The following is a 19,513-nucleotide window of genomic DNA, read 5'->3' on the forward strand; positions in this document are numbered from 1 at the left end:
TTGTGGCGCGACGGACCCCCGGAATACTCGGATAAACAAAGCCCACTGCGGGTGCAGTGGGCTCTGGGTGTCGGCCAGCGGCTTACTTGGCTTCGGTCTTGGTGCCGTCCTTGTGCCACTGGTAGACCACGAAGTTGAAGTTCTTCAGGTCGCCCTTCTCGTCGAAGGCCAGGTCACCGGTCGGGGTCGCGAAGGTGTTGGCGCGCAGAGCCGCGGCTACCTTGTCGGTTTCCTCGCTGCCGGCTTTCTTGATGCCTTCGGCGATGACTTCGACAGCGGCGTAAGCCGGGAACACGAACGGACCGCTCGGGTCTTCGTTCTTGGCCTTGAACGCGTCAACCAGGCCCTTGTTCTTCGGATCCTGGTCGAAGGACTTCGGCAGGGTCACGTACAGGCCTTCGGAAGCCGGGCCGGCGATAGCGGAGATTTCCTTGTTGCCGACGCCTTCCGGACCCATGAAGCCGACTTTCAGGCCCTTCTCGGAGGCCTGGCGCAGCAGCAGGCCCAGTTCCGGGTGGTAGCCGCCGTAGTAGACGAAGTCCACCTTGGCCTGCTTGAGCTTGGCGATCATCGCGGAGAAGTCCTTGTCGCCGGCGTTGATGCCTTCGAACAGCGGAACCTTGATGCCGTCGGCTTCCAGGGTCTTCTTCACGGCAGTGGCGATGCCTTCGCCGTACTGCTGCTTGTCGTGGATCACGGCCACGGACTTGGGCTTGATGTGCTCGGCGATGAACTTGCCGGCGGTCGGGCCCTGCAGGCTGTCCAGGCCGATGGTGCGGAAGATCAGCTTGTAGCCGCGGGAGGTGATGTCCGGGCTGGTGGACGCCGGGGTGATCATGATCACGCCTTCGTCTTCGTAGATGTCGGATGCCGGCTGAGTGGAGCTGGAGCAGAGGTGGCCAACCACGAACTTGATGCCGTCGTTGACGACTTTGTTGGCAACGGCCACGGCTTGTTTCGGATCGCACGCGTCGTCGTAGACCACGCCTTCCAGTTGCTTGCCGTCTACGCCGCCCGCCTTGTTGATCTGCTCAATGGCCATTTTCGCGCCAACGAACTGCATCTCCCCATACTGGGCGACGGCGCCGGTCACCGGGCCGGCCAGAGCGATCTTGATGGTGTCGGCGGCCATGGAGTAGCTGGCAACGCCGGCGAGTGCCATGGCGGTGAACAGCTGGGAAAGACGCTGAGTACCCTTTTTCATAGTGCTCCACTCTTCTTGTGTTATTCGTTTTTGTAGTCCTGGTAGCCGAAGGCTGCAGAACCGGGATTGCCCCGGACAAGCCCACCGGCAACTGTACCGGTACAGTGTAGAGTGCCGCTTTACCGCTTGAAAAGCGGGGGGCGGCGGGCTGGCCGAGCGCATGTCGCAACCTTGACACAAACGTACAGAAAAACGGCGTCTCTCCGATTTTTCCCTGAGGGTTCCGTCATCCGGAAAGCGCCGTCCGAACCTTGCCTGGCGCGGCCTCGGCGCTATCATGGCGCCGATCGTTTACCAGGTGAGATCCATGACTGAACAAGCTAGCACCCTCTATGCCAAGTTGCTTGGCGAAACCGCGAAGATTTCCTGGCAGGAGCTCGCGCCGTTCTTCGCCCGTGGCAACCTGCTCAAGGTTGCGGGTTCCGCCGATCTGGTGGAGGTCGCGGTGGGCGTTGCCGAGGACGACAAGGCGAAGGTCGCCGCCTGGCTTGCCAGCGGCGAGCTTGGCAAGGTCGACGAAATCCAGGCGGAGGATTTCCTCGCCCGTGACCCGGAGCTCTGGGCGGTGGTAATTGCGCCCTGGGTATTGGTTCAAGAAAGAATTCGAAAAGACGTCCTGCACTGACACAGAACGATTTCCAATTCACAAAGGCGCGCTAGACTGTGCGGATTCCATAGAAGGAGATTCGCCATGTTCGAACCGGGCCATCTGCACCTCCAGGCCATGCCGGGGCTGGACCAGCAGGAAATTGACGCTCACATCTACTACGAAGTGCGCAGGGATGCGGAGAAGGGCACTTACGTGCACTTCACCATGAAAGGCGAAATCGACCGTAATGCTTTCAGCGAAGAATGGGACATGCCCAAGGAGCAGGCCTTCAATTTTGCCAGCGATGCCACCCGCATTGCCCAGAAGCATGGCCTGCACCCGCGCTTTGGCGCCGTGGTGCGCAATCACAAGGAGTATGACGCGATGTTCGAGGACATCCGCCAGAAACTCGGCACCCACTACGGCGACCCGGTGGACCTCGAGGACGTCATTCGCCACGGCGAGTCCGACTGATACGCTGCGAATGAAAAAGCCCGGCCATGTGCCGGGCTTTTTGTTGCGTGCTGTTTCCGATGCTTGTAAGAGCTCTTTGTAGGAGCGAGCTTGCTCGCGAACCGCCTGACACCGAGTGGGCTGACGCCTGGTTCGCGAGCAAGCTCGCTCCTACAAGGTGAATCTCAATGACTCACCCAGCGCTGCCGTGCCCAGGCGCTCAGCGTATCGACGCCCAGCACCAGCAGCAGCATGGCGAGAATCACCGTGGCCGCCTGCGCCTGCTGGAACAGGCTCAGGCTGAAGTAGAGCATCTGCCCCAGGCCACCGGCGCCGACGAAGCCGAGCACGCTGGCCATGCGGATGTTGTTCTCCCAGCGGTACAGCACGTAGGCCACCAGTTGCGGCCAGACCGCCGGCAGGGTGCCGTAGGCGAAGGCGGCGACGCGACCGCCGCCGGCCAGGCGAACGGCCTCGGCGGGAGCGGTCGGGGTGTTTTCCAGCGCCTCGGCGAACAGTCGGCCGAGCACCCCGCCGGTATGCAGCGCCAGGGCCAGGGTGCCGGCGTTCGGTCCTAGTCCTGCGGCCAGCACCATCAGTGCGCCCCACACCAGTTCCGGTACCGCGCGCAGGGCATTGAGCAGCAGCCGCGACAGGCTCTGGGCGACACGGCCGAAACGCCCGGCCGCCGGCAGTGCCAGCAGCACGCCGAGCAGTGCCGCGAGGAGGGTGCCGATGGCCGACATGGCCAGGGTTTCCAGTGCGCCCCGGCCGATGGCCTGCAAGTGCGCGACGGAAAGGTCCGGGGACAGGAAGTCGCGCGCGTAGGCGAGCATCTGGCCAAGGCCCTTGGTGCTGAAGAGTCCGCCGGTGTCCATCTGCAGGTAGACGAAGGAGGCGATCACCGCGGCCAGGACGACCAGCAGCCAGGCCAGGCTGCGCAACAGCCCGCTCATTCGAGCCTCCCGCGCAGGAAGCGGCTGAGCAGGTCGGCGCCGAGCACCAGCAGCAGGAAGGTCAGCAGGATGCTCGCCACCTCGCCGCCGGCGAACATGCGCAGCGACAGATCGATCTGCTGGCCGAGGCCGCCGGCGCCGACGAAGCCCATCACCACCGAGGCACGGATAGCGCACTCCCAGCGGTAGACGGTGTAGGAAATCAGTTCCGGCGCCGCCGAGGGCAGCACGCCGTAGGCGAAGGCCTGCAGGCGCGAGCCGCCGCCGAGCAGCACCGCGCGGGTCGGACGCGGGTCCACCGATTCGAAGATTTCCGCGTAGACCTTGCCGAGCATGCCGCCGTAGGTGATGGCGATGGCCAGCACGCCGGCGGTCGGTCCCAGGCCCACGGCGCGGACGAACAGCAGCGCCCAGACGATTTCCGGCACGCTGCGCAGCAGGATCAGCAGGCCACGCACCGGCCAGCGCAAGGCGCGCGCCCACCAGGCCGGCAAGCCGCCGCGGGCCAGAGCGGAGATCGATAGCGCACGGGTCGCCAGCAGCGCGGCGGGGAAGGCGATCAGCCAGGCCAGCGCCATGCCGGCGGTGGCAATGGCCAGGGTTTCTAGGGTGGCGCGGCCGAGCAGGCCGAGGAATTCGTCGTCATGGGCCGGCGGCCAGAAACCGCCAAGAAAATTGGCCATGGTCCGCGCATTTTCGCCGCTGAACAGGCCGCTGATGTCCAGCTCGGAGAGGCGCAGGCCCGGCCACAACAGGGCCAGGGCGAGCAGGGTGAGCAGCAGGCGTGGCAGCGCGGCGGGGTCGCGGGGCGGGCTCTTCGAGAGCGCAGGCTTCAGCATCGCGGAATCTGCACCACCACAGGTTTGCCCGCTGGCGGGGAGTCGGCCTGCTGACCGAGTTGCTCGTTGGCGTAGAGGGCGCGCAGGTCGTCCGGAGTGACTTGTTCCGCCGGCTTGTCGAAGGCGATGCGGCCATCGCGGATGCCGACGATGCGCGGGAAGTGTTCCAGTGCCAGGTCCACCGCATGCAGGCTGGCCAGCAGCGTCACGCCGCGGCTCCGCGCTTCGCGGCTGAGCACCGCCAGGGTGTGGCCGGCGAGCACCGGGTCCATGGCCGAGACGGGTTCGTCTGCCAGCAGCACTTCGGCCTGCTGGTACAGCGCCCGGGCGATGCCGACCCGTTGCAGTTGGCCACCGGAAAGCTGGTCGCAGCGTTCGAACAGCTTGTCGGAGAGGTCCAGGCGTTGCAGCTCGGCGCGGGCGCCGGCGCTGTCGAGGGGATAGAGCAGGCTGGCCAGGCTCCTGCCCAGCGACCACTGGCCGAGGCGGCCGGCGAGTACGGCGGTGACCACCCGCTGGCGCGGCGGCAGCGGAGGGGCCTGGTGCACCAGCGCAATGCGTGCGCGCAGGCGCTGGCGCGCGGCGCCACTCAGCGCCCAGGGCTGGGCGCCGAGCAGTTCGTAGTTGCCCGCCGAGGGTTTCAGGGCGGTGGCCAGGATGCGCAGCAGGGTGGTCTTGCCGGCGCCCGAAGGACCGATGATCGCCACCCGTTCGCCGGCTTCGACCGCAAGGTCGATGCCGGCGAGCGAACGCTGGCCGTTGGCGTGGACGTGCTCCACGCCGGTCAGTTTCAGGGTCACTTCAGGAGGCCGGCGGCGCGAGCCGACTCCTCGATGCCCTTGTAGTTCTCAGGCTTGGTCTCGATGAAGCGGCTGGCCGCCTGCAGGTCGAGGATTTCCTTGTCGCGCGGGTTGTTCGGGTCGAGGGCGAGGAAGGCCTTCTTGATCTTCTCGGCCAAGGCCGGATCGAGGTTGCCGCGCACGGTCCAGTTGTAGTCGTAGTAGGTCGGGGTGGTGGCGAAGACCTTCACCTTGCTGGTGTCGACCTTGCCGCTGTCCACCAGCTTCTGCCAGACGGAGGCGTTCAGCACGCCGGCGTCGACCTTGCCGGCCTGGACCCAGGCGACGGTAGCATCGTGGGCGCCGGAGTAGGCCACGCGGGAGAAGAACTGCTCGGGCACCACGCCGTCCTTCTGCATGAAGTAGCGCGGCATCAGACTGCCGGAGGTGGAGGACACGGAGCCGAAGGCGAAGGTCTTGCCCTTCAGGTCCTGGATCGACTTCACGCTCGGGTCGGCGGTGATGAATTTGCTGGTGAACTGCTGGTCCTGCTCGCGCTGTACCAGCGGGATGGCATTGCCGGTCTTCAGGCGCGCCTGGACGAAGGTGAAGCCGCCCAGCCAGGCCATGTCCAGGCGATCGGAGGCCAGGGCCTCGACCACGCCGGCATAGTCGGATACCGGGATGAACTTAACGGGCATGCCCAGTTGCTCCTCCAGGTAGGCGCCCAGCGGCTTGAACTTGCGCAGCAGTTCGGTGGGGGCTTCATCGGGAATGGCCGAGACCTTCAGCTCTTTCAGGGCTTCGGCATGGGTAACGGACGCAGCAAAGGACAGCGCAAAGCAGGCGGCGAGCGCCAGGGTGCGTTTCAGCATGGAGCAGTCTCCGGTTCAATAGCGGAAAAAGCCTGGGAAGTTTAGCGGCTGTCTGCCCGCGTATTCCCCGACCCAGGGAGCACGCACTGCCGGCAGGCTCGGCCTTCGAGCCGGCTGATGATCTGCTACGCGTCGGCAGAACGGCGTTGAGAAGGGCCTCGGATGCTCATTTACGCTCCGCTCCTCGTCCCTTCTCGCCTTGTTCTGCGCTAGCTCGCGAGATCCTCAGCAGGCTCTTTGCCTTCGCGGGGGTTAAGATGGCCGCCCCCGTGCCCGCTATTTTGCCTCACAGGAGTTACAGATGTCTGCCCTGCCTTCCATTGCCTTTGCCGGCCTCGGCCTGATGGGCGTGCCCATGTCCCGTCGCCTGCTCGCCGCCGGCTACCCGCTGACCGTGTGGAACCGATCCGCCGGCAAGCGCGAACTGCTCGCCGGGGAGGGCGCCCGCGCCGTGGAGACGCCGGCACAGCTGTGCGCCGATGCCGAGGTGGTGATGCTCTGCCTGGCCGATACCGCCGCCGTGCACGAGGTGGTGTTCGGTGCCGGCGGTATCGTCGAGAGCGCCCGCGCCGGGCAGGTACTGGTGGACTTCTCCAGCCTGGAGCCAGCCGCCACCCGCGAAATGGCCGCTGAGCTGGAAGCGCGTACGGGCATGCGCTGGGTCGACGCTCCGGTATCAGGCGGCACGCCGGGCGCCGAGGCCGGCACCCTGGCGATCATGGCCGGCGGCCGTGTCGAAGACATCGAGCGCGTCCGGCCGATCCTGGCCAACCTCGGCCAACGCCTGACGCGCATGGGGGATGTCGGCGCCGGACAGGTGACCAAGGTGTGCAACCAGATGATCGTCGCCTGCAACGCGCTGGTGATCGCCGAGGTGGTGGCGTTGGCGGAAAAGTCCGGCGTCGATGCCAGCCTGATCGCCCCGGCGCTGGCCGGTGGCTTCGCCGATTCCAAACCCCTGCAGATCCTTGCTCCGCAGATGGCCGAAAGCCGCTTCGAGCCGGTGAAGTGGCACGTGCGCACGCTGCTCAAGGATCTGGACACCGCCGTAAAGCTTTCCCGCGAGGAAGGCTCGGCCACGCCCATGAGCGGCCTCGCCGCGCAACTGATGCGCCTGCACGGCAGCCAGGGCAATCTCGAACGCGACCCGGCTACCCTGGTCGAGCAATACCGCCAGTCGAAGGAATTACCTGAATGAAACTCTGCGCCAACCTGTCCCTGCTGTTCACCGAAGTCCCGTTGCTGCAGCGTATCGACGCTGCCGCCAAGGCCGGCTTCGATGGCGTGGAAATCCAGTTCCCCTACGACGTCCCGGCCGAGCAACTGAAGGCCGCACTGGATGACGCCGGCCTGCCGCTGGTGCTGATCAACCTGCCGGCCGGCGACCTGATGCAGGGCGGCCCGGGTATCGCCGCGGTGCCTGCGCGTGCGGCGGAGTTCGACGCCGCGCTGGCCAAGGCGCTGGACTATGCGCGCATCGTCAAGCCGCAGCACGTGAACGTGCTGGCTGGCCGTCTGGTCGAGGGCCTGGAGCGCGAGGTCGCCCTGCAGACCCTGGCCGAGCGCCTGCGCGTCACCTGCGACGCCTTCGCCGGCAGCGGCACCGACGTGCTGATGGAAGCCATCAATTGCCACGACATGAAGGACTTCCTGCTCAATACCCCGGAACACCTGCAGGACATGCTCGAGCGCGTGGCACGGGAAAACCTGCGCGCCCAGCTGGACCTCTACCACATGGCGCGCATGGGCCTGGAACTGGTGGATTGCATCTATGCGCTGATGGGCCAGATCGGCCACGTGCAGTTCGCCGACTTCCCCGAGCGCGGCGAGCCGGGCTCCGGCGAGATGGACTTCGAAGTGCCGCTGCAGGTGCTCGATGACGTCGGCTACGACGGCTGGCTGGGAGCGGAATACCGACCGACCGGCACCACCGCCGACTCTTTGCGCTGGCTGCCGCGCTGGCGTTCAGGCCTGATTGCGTAACAGCGTCGACTCGCTGCCTTCGTGGTAGGCGTCGAGGAACTCCACCAGCGCGGAGAGGGGCAGGGGGCGGCTGAACAGGTAGCCCTGCGCCAGTTCGCAGTTGTTTTCGCGCAGGAAGGCCAGCTGCTGCGGGTGCTCGACACCTTCGGCGATCACCTTCAGGTGCAGTTTCTGCGCCATGGCGATGATCGCCTGGGCGATCTCGCCGTCACGCTGGGACTGGGGCACGTCGCAAATGAAGGAGCGGTCCACCTTCAGGGCATCCAGCGGTAGCTGGCGCAAGTACGACAGCGACGAATAGCCGGTGCCGAAGTCGTCTATCGACAGGCTCACGCCCAGTTCCCGCAGGCGATTGAGCAGTGGAATGGCCTGGTCGATGTTGGCCACCACCGCATTTTCGGTGACCTCCAGCTCCAGGTAGCGGGCCGGCAGACCGGCCTCGTCCAGGGTGCGTTGCACTTCTTCCACCAGGCTGGCGCGGCCCAGGTTGCTGGCACAGCAGTTCACCGCCACCCGCAGCTCGGTAAAGCCCAGGTCATGCAGGCGGCGCAGATCCTGGCAGGCCTGGCGGAGCACCCAGGCATCCAGCGCGCCGATCAGGCCGTTGGCGATCGCCAGGTTGATGAAACGGTCCGGTGACAGCAGGCCGTGGACCGGGTGCTTCCAGCGCACCAGCGCCTCCAGTTGCTCCACCCCGCCGTTGCCGATACGCAGGATCGGCTGGTAATAGAGCACCAGCTCGTCGTCCCACAGCGCCTTGCGCAGTTCCTCTTCCAGCTGCAGCTCCTGGGTGGCCTTGGTCTTCAGGTGCGGGCTGAAGAAGTGGGTGGCGTTGCGACCGTTGCCCTTGGATTGGTACAGGGCCAGGTCGGCGTGCTTGAGCAGCTCCTCTGCCTGGTCGCCGTCATTGGGAAACAGGCTGATACCGACGCTCAGGGTCATCACCAGGCTGCGCCCGGCGGTGGTGATGGGCTCCTTCATGCGTTGCATCAGGCGCTGGGAGAGGATGCGCGCTTCGTGATCCTCGCCCAGGTCGGCAAGGATGCAGAACTCGTCGCCGCCGAAGCGGGCCAGCAGGTCGGAGCCGCGCAGGGCGCTGCGAATGCGCCCGGAAACGATGCACAGCAGTTCGTCGCCGGCGGCGTGGCCGAGGGAGTCGTTGACCCGCTTGAAGTGGTCCAGGTCCAGCAGGATCACCGCCATGCCCTGGCCTTTCTTGCGGTTGCGCTCCAGGCGCAGGGCGAACTCCTCGTTCAGCGCCGTGCGGTTGTGCAGGCCGGTCAGGCCGTCGACGCGCGCCAGTTGCTGCAGGGAGGCATTGGCGTGGTCGAGCTGGCTGAGCAGGGTGTTGACCCGGTTCAGTTCGCTTTCCTTGCTTGCCAGGCTCTCGTCGATCCAGGCGGCCCAGAGCCCGGCGAGTACCACCGCCAGGGCCAGCAGTCCGACCATCACGCCGAGCTGAATGGCGTTGCCCTGGGCGGCGTCGGCAACCGGCACCACCCAACTGGGCAGCGTCAGGGTCAGCGCCGCCATGCCGGTGAAATGCATGCCGGCAATGGCGCTGCCGAGCAGCAGGCTGGCGAGGATCTGGTAGAGCCACTGGCGATCCGCAGGCTGCCGGTTGAGGACCGGGGTGAGCACTAGCGCGACATAGGCCACCAGGATCGCTATCAGTACCGACAGCGCCACCAGCGACGGGTCGTAATGCTGCATCGGCGGCGCCTGGATGGCTGCCATCCCGGTGTAGTGCATGCCGGCGATGCTCACGCCGATGCAGCCGGCGGCCAGCAGGTGTTGCAACGGGCTTAGTCCTGCGCGGATGAGCAGGCGCATGGCGACGACCGAGGTGCCGATGGCGATGAGCAGTGACAGCAGGGTCAGGCCGCTGCTGAAGTGCACCGGCACCGCGGGGCGGAAGGCGAGCATGGCGACGAAGTGCATCGACCAGATGCCGCTGCCCAGGCAGATGCCGCCTACCCACTGCCAGCGCCATGCCTGCCGGGGCGAACGGAGCATCAGGCCGGCGATGCTCAGCGCGACGTAGCTGGCGGCACAGGCGATGAGGATGGATAGCAGCACCAGACCGGGGTTGTGGGTGCACTCCAACAGCACAGCGTCGGGTACGGCGTCCTTCTGCCATTCCATAGCCGGGAGCTCCAGATGTCGGGATGTGGTCGAGGCACGGGGGAGATATCACTTTGATGTCAGTCTAGGGTGTGGTCATTGCCCTGCAAGCCGGGATCGTCGTTTCCGACGGAGTGGCGAAGTGCCTCCGACGTACGGTCGTGCCAGACCGAATGGGCATCCGGCTTCCGATGTGCCGGATGACGTCTTCGAATTGACACACTTTTGACCAACTTGCCGCTAAAGTACCGCCGCTGGCCGGCAGGCCTTCCCATTCACGTTTCCAATCCGACTTTTGCAGTTCAAGGAGTGCACTCGATGGCTGAGGGTAAACGCCACCTCATCCCGCAGATCAGTTCCACGCGGCTGGTCCTGCTGTTTTCCCTGGCCCTGGTGCTCTTCTACAACGTCGCGACCTGGAAGGCGCTGAACAACCTGGTGCCGCTGGAAGGTGTGAAAGGTGCCGGCTTCTTCCTCTCGTTCGCCTTCTTCCTCTGGGCGGCCTTCACCCTGTTGCTGACGCTGGTGTCGTTCCGTCCGCTGCTCAAGCCGGCGCTGACCCTGGTGGCGCTGGTGTCCGCCGGCGCGGCCTACTTCATGAACACCTATGGCGTGGTCATCGACACGGTGATGGTGCAGAACGTGTTCGAGACCAACCCCGGCGAAGCCGCGGCCCTGTTCAGTGCGCGGATGGTCGGCTACCTGCTGGTGCTGGGCGTTCTGCCGGCGGCCATCATCTGGCGGACCCCGGTGACTTATCGCCCGTTCTTCCGCGGTCTGCTCAACAAGGTCCTGGTGATAGTCGCCTGCGTGGCGGTGGTGGCGGTCTCCGTGGGCAGCTTCTATTCCACCTATGCGCCGGTGTTCCGCCAGGAAGACAAGCTGACCCACTTCATCAACCCGACCAACTACATCTATGCGGTGAGCAAGTACGCCAAGCAGCGCCTGGGGATCAAGGAGAACCTGGTGGTGCAACCGATCGGCGAGGATGCCGTGGCGACCCAGCGCGTGCGCGCCGACGGCAAGAAGTCGCTGATGATCTTCGTGGTCGGTGAAACCGCCCGCGCCGACCACTTCTCCCTGAACGGCTATGCCCGCGAGACCAACCCGGAGCTGGCCAAGCTCGACATCATCAACTTCGCCAACGTCAGCTCCTGCGGCACCTCCACTGCTGTGTCGGTGCCCTGCATGTTCTCCAAGTTCCCCCGCGAGGACTACAGCGACAAGAAGGGCAAGACCTACCAGGGGCTGCTCGACGTGCTGCAGCGGGTAGGCGTGTCCGTGCTCTGGCTGGACAACAACAGCGACTGCAAGGGCACCTGCCTGCGCGTGCCGAACCGCGACATCCCCAAGACCCAGCCCGGCCCCTTCTGCGACGGCAAGAACTGCCTGGACGAAGCCCTGCTGCAGGACCTGCAGGCCTACATCGACGGCCTGAAGGACAACGCCATCATCGTCCTGCACGCCGACGGCAGCCACGGCCCGGAGTACTACGACCGCTATCCGAAGAGCCTGGAACGCTTCAAGCCGGTATGCCACACCAACCAGCTGGGCAGTTGCAGCAGCGAGGAGCTGGTGAACGTCTACGACAACACCATCCTCTACACCGACTTCTTCCTGTCCAAGGTGGTGGAACTGCTCAAGCGCAACGAAGGCCGCTTCGACACCTCGATGCTCTACGTCTCCGACCACGGCGAGTCGCTGGGCGAGAACGGCGTCTACCTGCACGCCGCGCCCTACGCCATCGCGCCCAAGGCGCAGACCCATGTGCCGATGGTGATGTGGTTCGGCAACGGCGCGTTGGGCGACCTGGGCATCGATCGCGGCTGCCTGGAGACCAAGGCCAAGGCCGACGAGTTGAGCCACGACAACCTGTTCCACTCGGTGCTCGGCCTGTACGACGTACGCACCAGCCTCTACCAGCCGGACCTGGACATCTTCCATTCCTGCCGGCGCAACATGACCGCCGCCCAGTAAGCAGACGGCAGCAAAAAGAAAGGCCCTGCGGCATACACCGCAGGGCCTTTGCGTTTTCAGGGGCTGGACTTACTTGTCGCGTACCAGCAGCACCGGGCGGTTGCTGACGCGGATCAGGCCTTCGGCCACGCTGCCCAGCATCAGGCGGCGCACGCCACGGCGGCCATGGGTACCCATGACGATTACATCCGCCTTGGAGGCGTCGGCCTCGATTTCGATACGTTCGGCGATCTCCTCGCTGGCGCGTTCCTGGCAGACCCGCTCGAACACGGCCTTGACCGGGAAATCGGCGACCTGCTCCCTGGCCTTGGCCAGGATGTCATCGGCAGCCTTCAGCGCGGCTTCGCGCAGCGGCTCGGGGTTGTAGTACACGGCGTAGTCGGGCAGGTGCCGCAGGGGGCTGTCGACGATGGTGATGACCCGCAGCTCGCCGCCGCTCAGCTTGGCCAGCTTGGCCGCCTCGACCAAGGCGCGGTCGGAAACCGGACTGCCGTCCACCGCTACCAGAATGCGCTCGTACATGATGTGTTCCTCAATCAGTGGGCTTGGTAAGAAAACTCTATCCCTCCGAGGGCGAGATTCCCTTGCGCAGCGTCAATGGTAGTCGGTGTGTCTGAAAATTCCGGGAATAGAGCGGCTTGTTCCACTGATCGGCCGTCTGTCTGGGCGTAGGAGCGGACTCTGTCCGCGATCATGTCAGCCACGCGCCGGCCTTGCTCGTGGAGCCGCCGATGCGACATCGCGGACGGAGTCCGCTCCTACGCAGCCGGGTGGAACGGCGCCCATGAAAAAAGCCGCCACAGGTCACCCTGTGGCGGCTTCTTCATTGAACTGTCTCTGGATCAGCCCGCCACCAGCACGCGGATCGCCTCCAGGCGCAGCGAGGCCTTGTCCAGCATCGCCAGGCTGTCGTCGCGCTGCTTGCGCAGGGCATCCAGTTCGCTGTCGCGCACGCTGGGGTTGACGGCCTTGAGCGCGGTCAGGCGCGCCAGCTCCTCGTCCAGGGTGGCGGTCAGCTGCTGGCGGGCCGCTTCCACACGCTCGGCATGGCGCGGGGCGATCTTGGTCTCGGCCAGTGCGAACTGCTTGGCCAGCACGTCGCGCTGGGCCTGCACGAACTTGTTGGCGCTGGCGCGCGGCACGCTTTCCAGCTGGTCGTTGAGGGTTTCGAAGGACACGCGAGCGGACAGGTCGTTGCCGTTGGCATCCATCAGGCAGCGCAGCGCCACCGGCGGCAGGAAGCGGCCGAGCTGCAGCTTGCGCGGCGCCACGGCCTCGCTGACGAACAGCAGCTCCAGCAGCACGGTGCCGGGCTTGAGCGCCTTGTTCTTGATCAGTGCCACCGAGGTGTTGCCCAGCGAGCCGGACAGCACCAGGTCCATGCCGCCCTGCACCATGGGATGTTCCCAGGTGAGGAACTGCATGTCCTCGCGGGCCAGGGCCTGGGCGCGGTCGTAGGTGATGGTCACGCCTTCGTCGTCGCCCAGCGGGAAGCTGGCGTCGAGCATCTTCTCGCTCGGGCGCAGGATCAGCGCGTTCTCCGAGTGATCCTCGCTGTGGATGCCGTAGGTGTCGAACAGGCGCTCCATGTAGATCGGCAGGGCGAACTGGTCGTCCTGCTCCTCGATCTCCTCCACCAGCGCCTCGCCTTCACCGCTGCCGCCGGAGTTCAGCTCCAGCAGGCGGTCACGGCCGCTGTGCATCTCGGCTTCCAGGGCTTCGCGGGCGGCCTTGCCTTCGGCGAGCAGGGCGGCGAAGGCGTCGTCGTCGCCGCCATCGAGCAGTTCCACCAGGCGCGGGCCGAAGCGGTGCTGCAGGGCGTTGCCGGTGGGGCAGGTGTTGAGGAAGGCGTTCAGCGCCTGGTGGTACCACTGGAACAGGCGTTCCTGCGGGCTGTTCTCCAGGTGCGGCACGTGGATCTGGATGGTGTGCTTCTGGCCGATCCGGTCGAGGCGGCCGATGCGCTGTTCCAGCTGGTCCGGGTGAGCCGGCAGGTCGAACAGCACCAGATGATGGGCGAACTGGAAGTTGCGGCCCTCGCTGCCGATTTCCGAGCAGATCAGCACCTGGGCGCCGAACTCTTCGTCGGCGAAGTAGGCGGCGGCGCGGTCGCGTTCGAGGATGCTCATGCCTTCATGGAACACGGTGGCCGGGATGCCGGACTTCAGGCGCAGGGCATCTTCCAGGTCCAGCGCGGTCTCGGCGTGGGCGCAGATCACCAGCACCTTGTACTGCTTGAGCATCTTCAGGGTGTCGATCAGCCAGTCGACGCGCGGGTCGAAGCGCCACCAGCGGGTGTTCTCGTCGCCGTCCTCGGCCTGGGCCTGGGCCTGGAAGCTGACTTCCGGGTAGAGGTCCGGGTGCTCGCCGATCGGCAGCTCCATGTATTCCACCGGGTTGGTCAGCGCGTACGGATGCAGCTGGCGCTCAGGGAAGCCTTGCACGGCGGCGCGGGTGTTGCGGAACAGCACGCGGCCGGTGCCGTGGCGGTCGAGCAGCTCGCGCACCAGGCGGGCGCGGGCATCTTCATTACCGCCCTCGACGCTGGCCAGCAGCTCGTCGCCCTCGCTGCCGAGGAAGCCGTGGATGGCCTCGCGGGCGGTGGGGGAGAGACGTCCATGGTCGATCAGTTCCTGCACCGCCTCGGCGACCGGGCGGTACTGGCTGCTTTCCGCGCGGAAGGCTTCCAGGTCGTGGAAGCGGTCCGGGTCGAGCAGGCGCAGGCGGGCGAAGTGGCTGTCCAGGCCCAGTTGTTCCGGGGTCGCGGTGAGCAGCAGCACGCCGGGGATGACTTGCGAGAGTTGCTCCACCAACTGGTATTCGGGGCTCGCCTGTTCCGGGTGCCACACGAGGTGGTGGGCTTCGTCGACGACCAGCAGGTCCCAACCGGCGGCGAAGGCGGCGTCCTGGGCGCGCTCGTCCTCGCGCAGCCACTCCAGCGCCACCAGGGCCAGCTGGGTGTCTTCGAAGGGGTTGCTGGCATCGCTCTCGACGAAACGCTCACGGTCGAACAGGGCGACTTCCAGGTTGAAGCGCCGGCGCATTTCCACCAGCCACTGGTGCTGCAGGTTTTCCGGCACCAGGATCAGCACGCGGCTGGCGCGGCCGGAGAGCAGCTGGCGGTGGATCACCAGGCCTGCTTCGATGGTCTTGCCCAGACCCACTTCGTCGGCCAGCAGGACGCGCGGCGCCATGCGGTCGGCAACTTCGCGGGCAATGTGCAGCTGGTGGGCGATGGGTTGCGCGCGGGCGCCGCCCAGGCCCCAGAGGGAGGATTGCAGCAGGCGGGTGCGGTGTTCCAGGGTGTGGTAGCGCAGGCCGAACCAGGACATCGGGTCGATCTGTCCGGCGAACAGGCGGTCGCTGGCCAGGCGGAACTGGATGAAGTTCGACAGCTGGGTCTCTGGCACGGTGCGCTGGTCGTTCTGCGCGGTGATGCCGTGGTAGATCAGCAGGCCGTCGACCTCGTCCACTTCGCGGACGGTCATCTTCCAGCCTTCGAAATGGGTGATCTCGTCGCCCGGGGCGAAGCGCACGCGGGTCAGCGGTGCGTTGCGCTCGGCGTACTGGCGGGTATCACCGGTGGCCGGATAGAGCACCGTGAGCAGGCGTCCGTCGAGCGCCAGGATGGTTCCCAGCCCAAGTTCCGCTTCACTGTCGCTGATCCAGCGTTGACCGGGTTGATACTGCGCCATGGACACCTCCCAAAAAAAGCCGGCTATGGTACCGGAACGCGCGGCATTCAGCGATGGCCGATGACGGTTCCGGTCGTCCGGAGGGTCGGGCCTGCCGGGAGGAGGGCGCTGGGCGTCGAGGCTCCCGCTGGAGTTGCCGCAAATGACGAAAGTGTAGCGAGCCGGATTCAAGTCTGCGGCGGGCCGGCCGATAGCCTGACCAGAGGAGTTCCGACAGGACCTTTCCACATGTTGCTGCCCATTCCCCATAGTGTTTCGCCGGTCACTGCGCAGCAGGACGTGCCCAAGTCGCGACCGGATGTCGCCCCGGTGAGCCCGCCTGCGTCCAGTGCGGGCAATGCCGGCGTGGGCCTGGAGCGCCGTCCGGACGAAACGGTGCTGCAGGAGGAGTACCAGCGCCGCCGCAAGCGCCGCCCGGTCAGCGACGGCACGCCGGAGGGGGAAGCCCTGGAGGAATTGGAGCAGATCGAGGAGCTCGGCGACCCGCAGGACGCCCAGAGCAAGGGCCGCTGGATCGATATCGAGATCTGACGGTCGGCTCGGAGTAAGCTGGAGCACTACCCGATTACACCGAGCCCCGAATGCTGTTCGACGACGCCCCCATCCTGTTGCCCGATGCCGAACTGCGCCTGTTGCCCGACTGGTGTCCGCCGCAGGTGGCGGCGCAGTGGTTCGAGCAACTGGTCGCCGAAACGCCCTGGGAACAGCCCAGCGTGCACCTGCACGGGCGCGACTATCCGGTGCCGCGCCTGGTCAATTGGTACGGCGATCCCGAGGCGTTCTATACCTATTCCGGCCTGACCCACGCACCGTTGCCCTGGACGCCGCTGCTGGCGGAGATTCGTGCGCGGGTCGAGGCGGAAGCCGGGCAGCGCTTCAATGGTGTGCTGCTCAACTACTACCGCGACGGCCAGGACTCCATGGGCTGGCACAGCGACAACGAGCCGGAACTGGGACGCAATCCGGTGGTGGCCTCGCTGAACCTCGGCGGCTCGCGGCGTTTCGACCTGCGGCGCAAGGGCCGCAACACAATCGAACATTCCATCGAGCTATCCGGCGGTTCGCTGCTGGTCATGTCCGGCGCTACGCAGCATTATTGGCAACATCAGGTCGCCAAGACGCGCCTTGCGGTCGCGCCGCGCCTGAATCTGACTTTCCGCCTGGTGCATGCCCTGCCATGAGCAACGACGACAAACTGATCGACTTCGCCTCCGAGCGCGACAAGCGCATCCACGACGTGCATGAAAAGCGTCTGCAGGACGTGCGCCAGGCCTTCGAGAACGCGCTGCCGCTGGGCAAGGCGCGCAAGAAAGGCAAGAGCAAGCCGAAGAAGCGCTGATTTTTCCTGCCGCCGACTGCTCTCTTTCCCGCAAAAGTGCCGCCCTGCGCGGCTTCCCGCCGCACCCCATCCCCTCTCAAAGTTGACCTGCGTCAGTGCTCCGGCCCTCGCCGGAAAGCGCCTTGTCGACCATTGATCCAGGTCAATTTGTCCCGCCCGGCTGCCGGTAATCTGCACACATCCCCAGACGATGTCGGCAAACAGGAGGCCAGCATCATGTTCATCGACGAAGTGGTTCTCGCAGGCATCGTTACCGTAGGCCTCATGGTCGTTTTCTTCGGTGGGATCGGAATTTTCATCTGGAAGGACAGCCACAAGAAGAGCTGATCCTTACGGATACACAGAGCACGCAAGGCACTTCGGGCGACTTAGGTCGCCCGTTTTTTTGCCTGCCCGAAAGTCAGGATGACATATTGTTAGCAGGCTAATAATATGTTCGGCAACGATGTTGCCATCCCCGTAGCCGACTATCTTTAAGCGATAGATTCCGGAGCCTTTCGAGAGACCGCGTGCGACCAACGCTACAGGCATTCCTCGCGCCGGATACGCTGGCGCTGAAGTTCGCGATCAAGACCCTCCTGGCCGGCGGCCTGGCGCTCTGGTGCGCCTTCCGTTTCGACCTCGCCCAGCCGCAGTGGGCGCTGATGACGGTGTTCATCGTGTCCCAGCCGCTGTCGGGCATGGTGGTGGCCAAGGGGCTGTTCCGATTGATCGGTACGCTCGCCGGTACCGCCATGTCGGTGGTGATCATGGCGTTGTTCGCCCAGACGCCCTGGCTGTTCCTGCTGGCCGTATCGGTGTGGCTCGGCCTGTGTACTGCCGCTTCGACCACGCTGCGCAATCACGTCTCCTACGCCTTTGTGCTTTCGGGCTACACAGTGGCTATCATCGGGCTGCCTGCGATCAGCCATCCGCTGGATGTCTTCGATCAGGCGGTGGCGCGCTCCACCGAGATCTGCCTGGGCATCCTCTGCGCGTCGGCGGTGAGCGCGATTCTCTGGCCGCGTCGGGTCGAGGCCAACCTGGACAAGCAGGCGCGGGCCACCTGGCTTACCGGAATGCAGGCGGCGCGCAGCGAGATCGACGCCGATGCGCGGGAGATCAAGGGCCTGCTGCAGGCGCTGGGCAAGATCGTCGAGGTGGACGTGCAGCGCGACCACGCCTGGTTCGAGGGGTATCGCGGGCGCATGCGTTCGCGGGCCCTGCGCATTCTTTCCCGCGACCTGCTCAGCCTGTTGCGCACCGCGCGCGGCGTGGCCCGCCAGCGCAGCGTGCTGGACGAGGGCGACAAGGCGCGGTTGCAGCCGTGGATCGATGAATTGCAGGCGGTGCTGCAGGACCCCGGGGTCGAGTCGATGAAGTCGCTGGGCGATCGGCTGGAGGCGGCGGGCACCGACGACACCCAGTCCAATGACCTGCGCTACTGCCTGACCCGTTGTGCGCTGTTGCTGCGCAAGGCGGTGGAGGCCGAACGCACCATGCGGTCGGTGGCCTCGGGGGCGGTGGACGAGCGGGTGACCGGCACGCTGTCCTGGCACCGTGACTGGTTGATGGCGCTGTTCTACGGGCTGCGCAGCGCCGTTGCCTTGCTCGGCATGTCGGCCTTCTGGATGGCCACCGCCTGGCCTGCCGCCACCGGGGGGATGCTGCTGGCGGCGGTGATCTGCAGCCTGTTCGCCAACCGCGACAACGCCGTCGCCATCGGTCTGGGATTCCTGCGCGGCATCCTCTATGCGGTACCCGCCGCGGCGGTGGTCACCCAATGGCTGCTGCCGCAATGGAACGGCTTCCCATTGTTGTGCATGGCGCTCGGGGTTCCGCTGTTCTTCGCCCTGCTGGCCATGGCGACGCCGGCGCTGGCCGGCACCGCCACCTCCTTTGCGATCCACTTCATCACCCTGGTGGCACCGAGCAATGTGATGCGTTATGACCTGGCATCCCTGCTCAATGCCGCCCAGGGCGTGGTCATCGGCGTGGGCTTCGCGGTGGTGGTGTTCCGCTTGCTCACCCTGCCGGCGGACTGGCTCAACCGGCGCCTGATCCAGGCCACCTGCGACGATCTCGGGCGCCTGACCCGACGGCCGATCGATGAGGCGGAGAACTGGTTCGGCGGGCGCATGGCCGACCGCCTGATCCGCCTCGCCCGGCACTACACCCTGCTGCCGGCGGAGGAGCAGCGGCGCTGGCACGATGGCCTGCTGGCGCTGGACCTGGGCAACGAGCTGATCCATATGCGCGCCTGCCTCAATAACGCCCACGGCGCGTTGCGCAAGGCGCGCGACCAGTTCCTCGGTTCGCTCGCCAGCGTGCTGGAGCAGGGGCCGGGTGGCGGTCGGGAGCAGCGCCTGGAGTCGCTCTGCGAGCCGCTGGAAGATGCCCTGGCTCGCGACCTGCACGGCGAGAGCGAGCCCAATCGTCTGGCTCGCGCCGCCCTGGCGCAATTGCGCCACACTTGGCGGCAATGGTGCCGACTGGAGGACCAGCATGGGGCTGCATGAGGTCGGCTGGGGCGGTGTCTACCTCAGTCCGTTGTTCATCTACGCGGTGCTGGCCCTGGGCCTGACCGTGGTGTTGCGCCTGCTGCTGCAGGCTACGCCCTTCGGCCGCCTGATCTGGCACGAGGCGTTGTTCGATTGCTCGCTGTTCGTGCTGATTCTCTGTGGTGTCACCTGGGCGCTGAGCGCAGCCCCTTGAAAGGAG

19 protein-coding genes are annotated in these 19,513 nt (G+C 65.9%); 11 read left to right on the forward strand and 8 right to left on the reverse strand.

Going from position 1 to position 19,513, the window contains the following annotated elements; genetic code table 11:
• Nucleotides 1-82: 82 nt before the first annotated feature.
• Nucleotides 83-1,204 carry a branched-chain amino acid ABC transporter substrate-binding protein gene (locus ACQ5BL_RS01095; protein ID WP_207885137.1) on the reverse strand — a complete coding sequence of 374 codons (1,122 nt, stop codon included), beginning with the start codon at nt 1,202-1,204 and terminating at the stop codon, nt 83-85.
• A 307-nt stretch (nt 1,205-1,511) separates the two neighbouring features.
• Between ACQ5BL_RS01095 and ACQ5BL_RS01100 the strand changes: the two genes are divergently transcribed.
• Both ACQ5BL_RS01100 and ACQ5BL_RS01105 read left to right on the forward strand, forming a co-directional pair.
• Nucleotides 1,512-1,829 (forward strand): DUF2288 domain-containing protein, encoded by a 318-nt coding sequence (locus ACQ5BL_RS01100; RefSeq protein ID WP_243805863.1) that lies wholly within the window; start codon nt 1,512-1,514, stop codon nt 1,827-1,829.
• Nucleotides 1,830-1,895: 66 nt separating this feature from the next.
• Nucleotides 1,896-2,267, forward strand: coding sequence for a DUF5064 family protein (locus tag ACQ5BL_RS01105; RefSeq protein ID WP_207885135.1), 372 nt, complete (start codon nt 1,896-1,898; stop codon nt 2,265-2,267).
• A 164-nt stretch (nt 2,268-2,431) separates the two neighbouring features.
• On the opposite strand, the gene phnE is transcribed toward ACQ5BL_RS01105, so the two are convergent.
• From phnE to ACQ5BL_RS01125, 4 genes are read right to left on the reverse strand one after another with little or no spacing between them, the layout of a single operon-like run.
• On the reverse strand, nt 2,432-3,202 hold the full coding sequence (gene phnE / locus ACQ5BL_RS01110; RefSeq protein ID WP_243805861.1) for a phosphonate ABC transporter, permease protein PhnE: 771 nt from the start codon (nt 3,200-3,202) through the stop codon (nt 2,432-2,434).
• Entirely contained in the window at nt 3,199-4,041 is an 843-nt protein-coding gene (locus tag ACQ5BL_RS01115) for a PhnE/PtxC family ABC transporter permease (protein WP_243805859.1), read from the reverse strand. The genes phnE and ACQ5BL_RS01115 overlap by 4 nt, the downstream gene beginning before the upstream one ends.
• Nucleotides 4,035-4,841, reverse strand: coding sequence for a phosphonate ABC transporter ATP-binding protein (locus tag ACQ5BL_RS01120; RefSeq protein ID WP_243805857.1), 807 nt, complete (start codon nt 4,839-4,841; stop codon nt 4,035-4,037). The genes ACQ5BL_RS01115 and ACQ5BL_RS01120 overlap by 7 nt, the downstream gene beginning before the upstream one ends.
• Nucleotides 4,838-5,695: a putative selenate ABC transporter substrate-binding protein gene (locus ACQ5BL_RS01125; protein ID WP_243805855.1), complete on the reverse strand. Its 858-nt coding sequence runs from the start codon at nt 5,693-5,695 to the stop codon at nt 4,838-4,840. The genes ACQ5BL_RS01120 and ACQ5BL_RS01125 overlap by 4 nt, the downstream gene beginning before the upstream one ends.
• Nucleotides 5,696-5,996: 301 nt before the next feature.
• On the opposite strand from ACQ5BL_RS01125, the gene ACQ5BL_RS01130 reads away from it, so the two are divergent.
• Together ACQ5BL_RS01130 and ACQ5BL_RS01135 are read left to right on the forward strand one after the other, a co-directional pair.
• Nucleotides 5,997-6,893, forward strand: coding sequence for an NAD(P)-dependent oxidoreductase (locus tag ACQ5BL_RS01130; protein WP_243805853.1), 897 nt, complete (start codon nt 5,997-5,999; stop codon nt 6,891-6,893).
• Nucleotides 6,890-7,678 (forward strand): hydroxypyruvate isomerase family protein, encoded by a 789-nt coding sequence (locus ACQ5BL_RS01135; protein WP_243805851.1) that lies wholly within the window; start codon nt 6,890-6,892, stop codon nt 7,676-7,678. Before ACQ5BL_RS01130 ends, ACQ5BL_RS01135 begins: the two co-directional genes overlap by 4 nt.
• Here ACQ5BL_RS01135 and ACQ5BL_RS01140 read toward each other — a convergent pair.
• Nucleotides 7,661-9,823: a putative bifunctional diguanylate cyclase/phosphodiesterase gene (locus ACQ5BL_RS01140; RefSeq protein ID WP_243805849.1), complete on the reverse strand. Its 2,163-nt coding sequence runs from the start codon at nt 9,821-9,823 to the stop codon at nt 7,661-7,663. The two genes, ACQ5BL_RS01135 and ACQ5BL_RS01140, sit on opposite strands and share 18 nt — an antisense overlap.
• Before the next feature lie 297 nt (nt 9,824-10,120).
• Between ACQ5BL_RS01140 and ACQ5BL_RS01145 the strand changes: the two genes are divergently transcribed.
• Nucleotides 10,121-11,779, forward strand: a complete 1,659-nt coding sequence (locus ACQ5BL_RS01145) for a phosphoethanolamine transferase (protein ID WP_207885127.1) — start codon at nt 10,121-10,123, stop codon at nt 11,777-11,779.
• Between the two features lie 69 nt (nt 11,780-11,848).
• Here ACQ5BL_RS01145 and ACQ5BL_RS01150 read toward each other — a convergent pair whose 3' ends face one another.
• On the reverse strand, nt 11,849-12,301 hold the full coding sequence (locus tag ACQ5BL_RS01150; RefSeq protein ID WP_243805846.1) for a universal stress protein: 453 nt from the start codon (nt 12,299-12,301) through the stop codon (nt 11,849-11,851).
• A gap of 320 nt (nt 12,302-12,621) precedes the next feature.
• Nucleotides 12,622-15,480 (reverse strand): RNA polymerase-associated protein RapA, encoded by a 2,859-nt coding sequence (gene rapA, locus ACQ5BL_RS01155; RefSeq protein ID WP_243805844.1) that lies wholly within the window; start codon nt 15,478-15,480, stop codon nt 12,622-12,624.
• A 222-nt stretch (nt 15,481-15,702) separates the two neighbouring features.
• Between rapA and ACQ5BL_RS01160 the strand changes: the two genes are divergently transcribed.
• The 6 genes from ACQ5BL_RS01160 to ACQ5BL_RS01185 all read left to right on the forward strand — a co-directional run bounded on the left by ACQ5BL_RS01160 (nt 15,703) and on the right by ACQ5BL_RS01185 (nt 19,507).
• A complete protein-coding gene (locus ACQ5BL_RS01160; protein ID WP_243805842.1) occupies nt 15,703-16,005 on the forward strand; it encodes an aspartate-semialdehyde dehydrogenase in 303 nt (100 codons plus the stop codon).
• 50 nt (nt 16,006-16,055) lie between these two features.
• Nucleotides 16,056-16,655 carry an alpha-ketoglutarate-dependent dioxygenase AlkB family protein gene (locus tag ACQ5BL_RS01165; protein ID WP_243805840.1) on the forward strand — a complete coding sequence of 200 codons (600 nt, stop codon included), beginning with the start codon at nt 16,056-16,058 and terminating at the stop codon, nt 16,653-16,655.
• Nucleotides 16,652-16,813, forward strand: a complete 162-nt coding sequence (locus ACQ5BL_RS01170) for a hypothetical protein (protein WP_207885122.1) — start codon at nt 16,652-16,654, stop codon at nt 16,811-16,813. Before ACQ5BL_RS01165 ends, ACQ5BL_RS01170 begins: the two co-directional genes overlap by 4 nt.
• 216 nt (nt 16,814-17,029) lie before the next feature.
• The gene (ccoM, locus tag ACQ5BL_RS01175; RefSeq protein WP_279381559.1) at nt 17,030-17,140 is read left to right on the forward strand and encodes a cytochrome c oxidase subunit CcoM; all 111 of its coding nucleotides are present in this window, start codon (nt 17,030-17,032) and stop codon (nt 17,138-17,140) included.
• A gap of 182 nt (nt 17,141-17,322) precedes the next feature.
• The gene (locus ACQ5BL_RS01180) at nt 17,323-19,311 is read left to right on the forward strand and encodes an FUSC family protein (protein ID WP_243805838.1); all 1,989 of its coding nucleotides are present in this window, start codon (nt 17,323-17,325) and stop codon (nt 19,309-19,311) included.
• Nucleotides 19,298-19,507, forward strand: coding sequence for a DUF1656 domain-containing protein (locus tag ACQ5BL_RS01185; RefSeq protein WP_207885120.1), 210 nt, complete (start codon nt 19,298-19,300; stop codon nt 19,505-19,507). Before ACQ5BL_RS01180 ends, ACQ5BL_RS01185 begins: the two co-directional genes overlap by 14 nt.
• The last annotated feature ends 6 nt before the right edge of the window (nt 19,508-19,513 follow it).

It is taken from the genome of Pseudomonas sp. B1-22 (assembly GCF_050474425.1).
GTDB lineage: Bacteria > Pseudomonadota > Gammaproteobacteria > Pseudomonadales > Pseudomonadaceae > Pseudomonas.

Coding starts and splice junctions, on each gene's coding strand:
- ACQ5BL_RS01105 (WP_207885135.1), top strand. CDS start 1,896: ATGTTCGAACCGGGCCATCTGCACCTCCAGGCCATGCCGGGGCTGGAC.
- ACQ5BL_RS01140 (WP_243805849.1), bottom strand. CDS start 9,823: ATGGAATGGCAGAAGGACGCCGTACCCGACGCTGTGCTGTTGGAGTGC.
- ccoM (WP_279381559.1), top strand. CDS start 17,030: ATGTTCATCGACGAAGTGGTTCTCGCAGGCATCGTTACCGTAGGCCTC.
- ACQ5BL_RS01135 (WP_243805851.1), top strand. CDS start 6,890: ATGAAACTCTGCGCCAACCTGTCCCTGCTGTTCACCGAAGTCCCGTTG.
- ACQ5BL_RS01115 (WP_243805859.1), bottom strand. CDS start 4,041: ATGCTGAAGCCTGCGCTCTCGAAGAGCCCGCCCCGCGACCCCGCCGCG.
- ACQ5BL_RS01165 (WP_243805840.1), top strand. CDS start 16,056: ATGCTGTTCGACGACGCCCCCATCCTGTTGCCCGATGCCGAACTGCGC.
- ACQ5BL_RS01145 (WP_207885127.1), top strand. CDS start 10,121: ATGGCTGAGGGTAAACGCCACCTCATCCCGCAGATCAGTTCCACGCGG.
- ACQ5BL_RS01150 (WP_243805846.1), bottom strand. CDS start 12,301: ATGTACGAGCGCATTCTGGTAGCGGTGGACGGCAGTCCGGTTTCCGAC.
- ACQ5BL_RS01130 (WP_243805853.1), top strand. CDS start 5,997: ATGTCTGCCCTGCCTTCCATTGCCTTTGCCGGCCTCGGCCTGATGGGC.
- ACQ5BL_RS01095 (WP_207885137.1), bottom strand. CDS start 1,204: ATGAAAAAGGGTACTCAGCGTCTTTCCCAGCTGTTCACCGCCATGGCA.
- ACQ5BL_RS01160 (WP_243805842.1), top strand. CDS start 15,703: ATGTTGCTGCCCATTCCCCATAGTGTTTCGCCGGTCACTGCGCAGCAG.
- ACQ5BL_RS01100 (WP_243805863.1), top strand. CDS start 1,512: ATGACTGAACAAGCTAGCACCCTCTATGCCAAGTTGCTTGGCGAAACC.
- ACQ5BL_RS01125 (WP_243805855.1), bottom strand. CDS start 5,695: ATGCTGAAACGCACCCTGGCGCTCGCCGCCTGCTTTGCGCTGTCCTTT.
- phnE (WP_243805861.1), bottom strand. CDS start 3,202: ATGAGCGGGCTGTTGCGCAGCCTGGCCTGGCTGCTGGTCGTCCTGGCC.
- ACQ5BL_RS01185 (WP_207885120.1), top strand. CDS start 19,298: ATGGGGCTGCATGAGGTCGGCTGGGGCGGTGTCTACCTCAGTCCGTTG.
- ACQ5BL_RS01170 (WP_207885122.1), top strand. CDS start 16,652: ATGAGCAACGACGACAAACTGATCGACTTCGCCTCCGAGCGCGACAAG.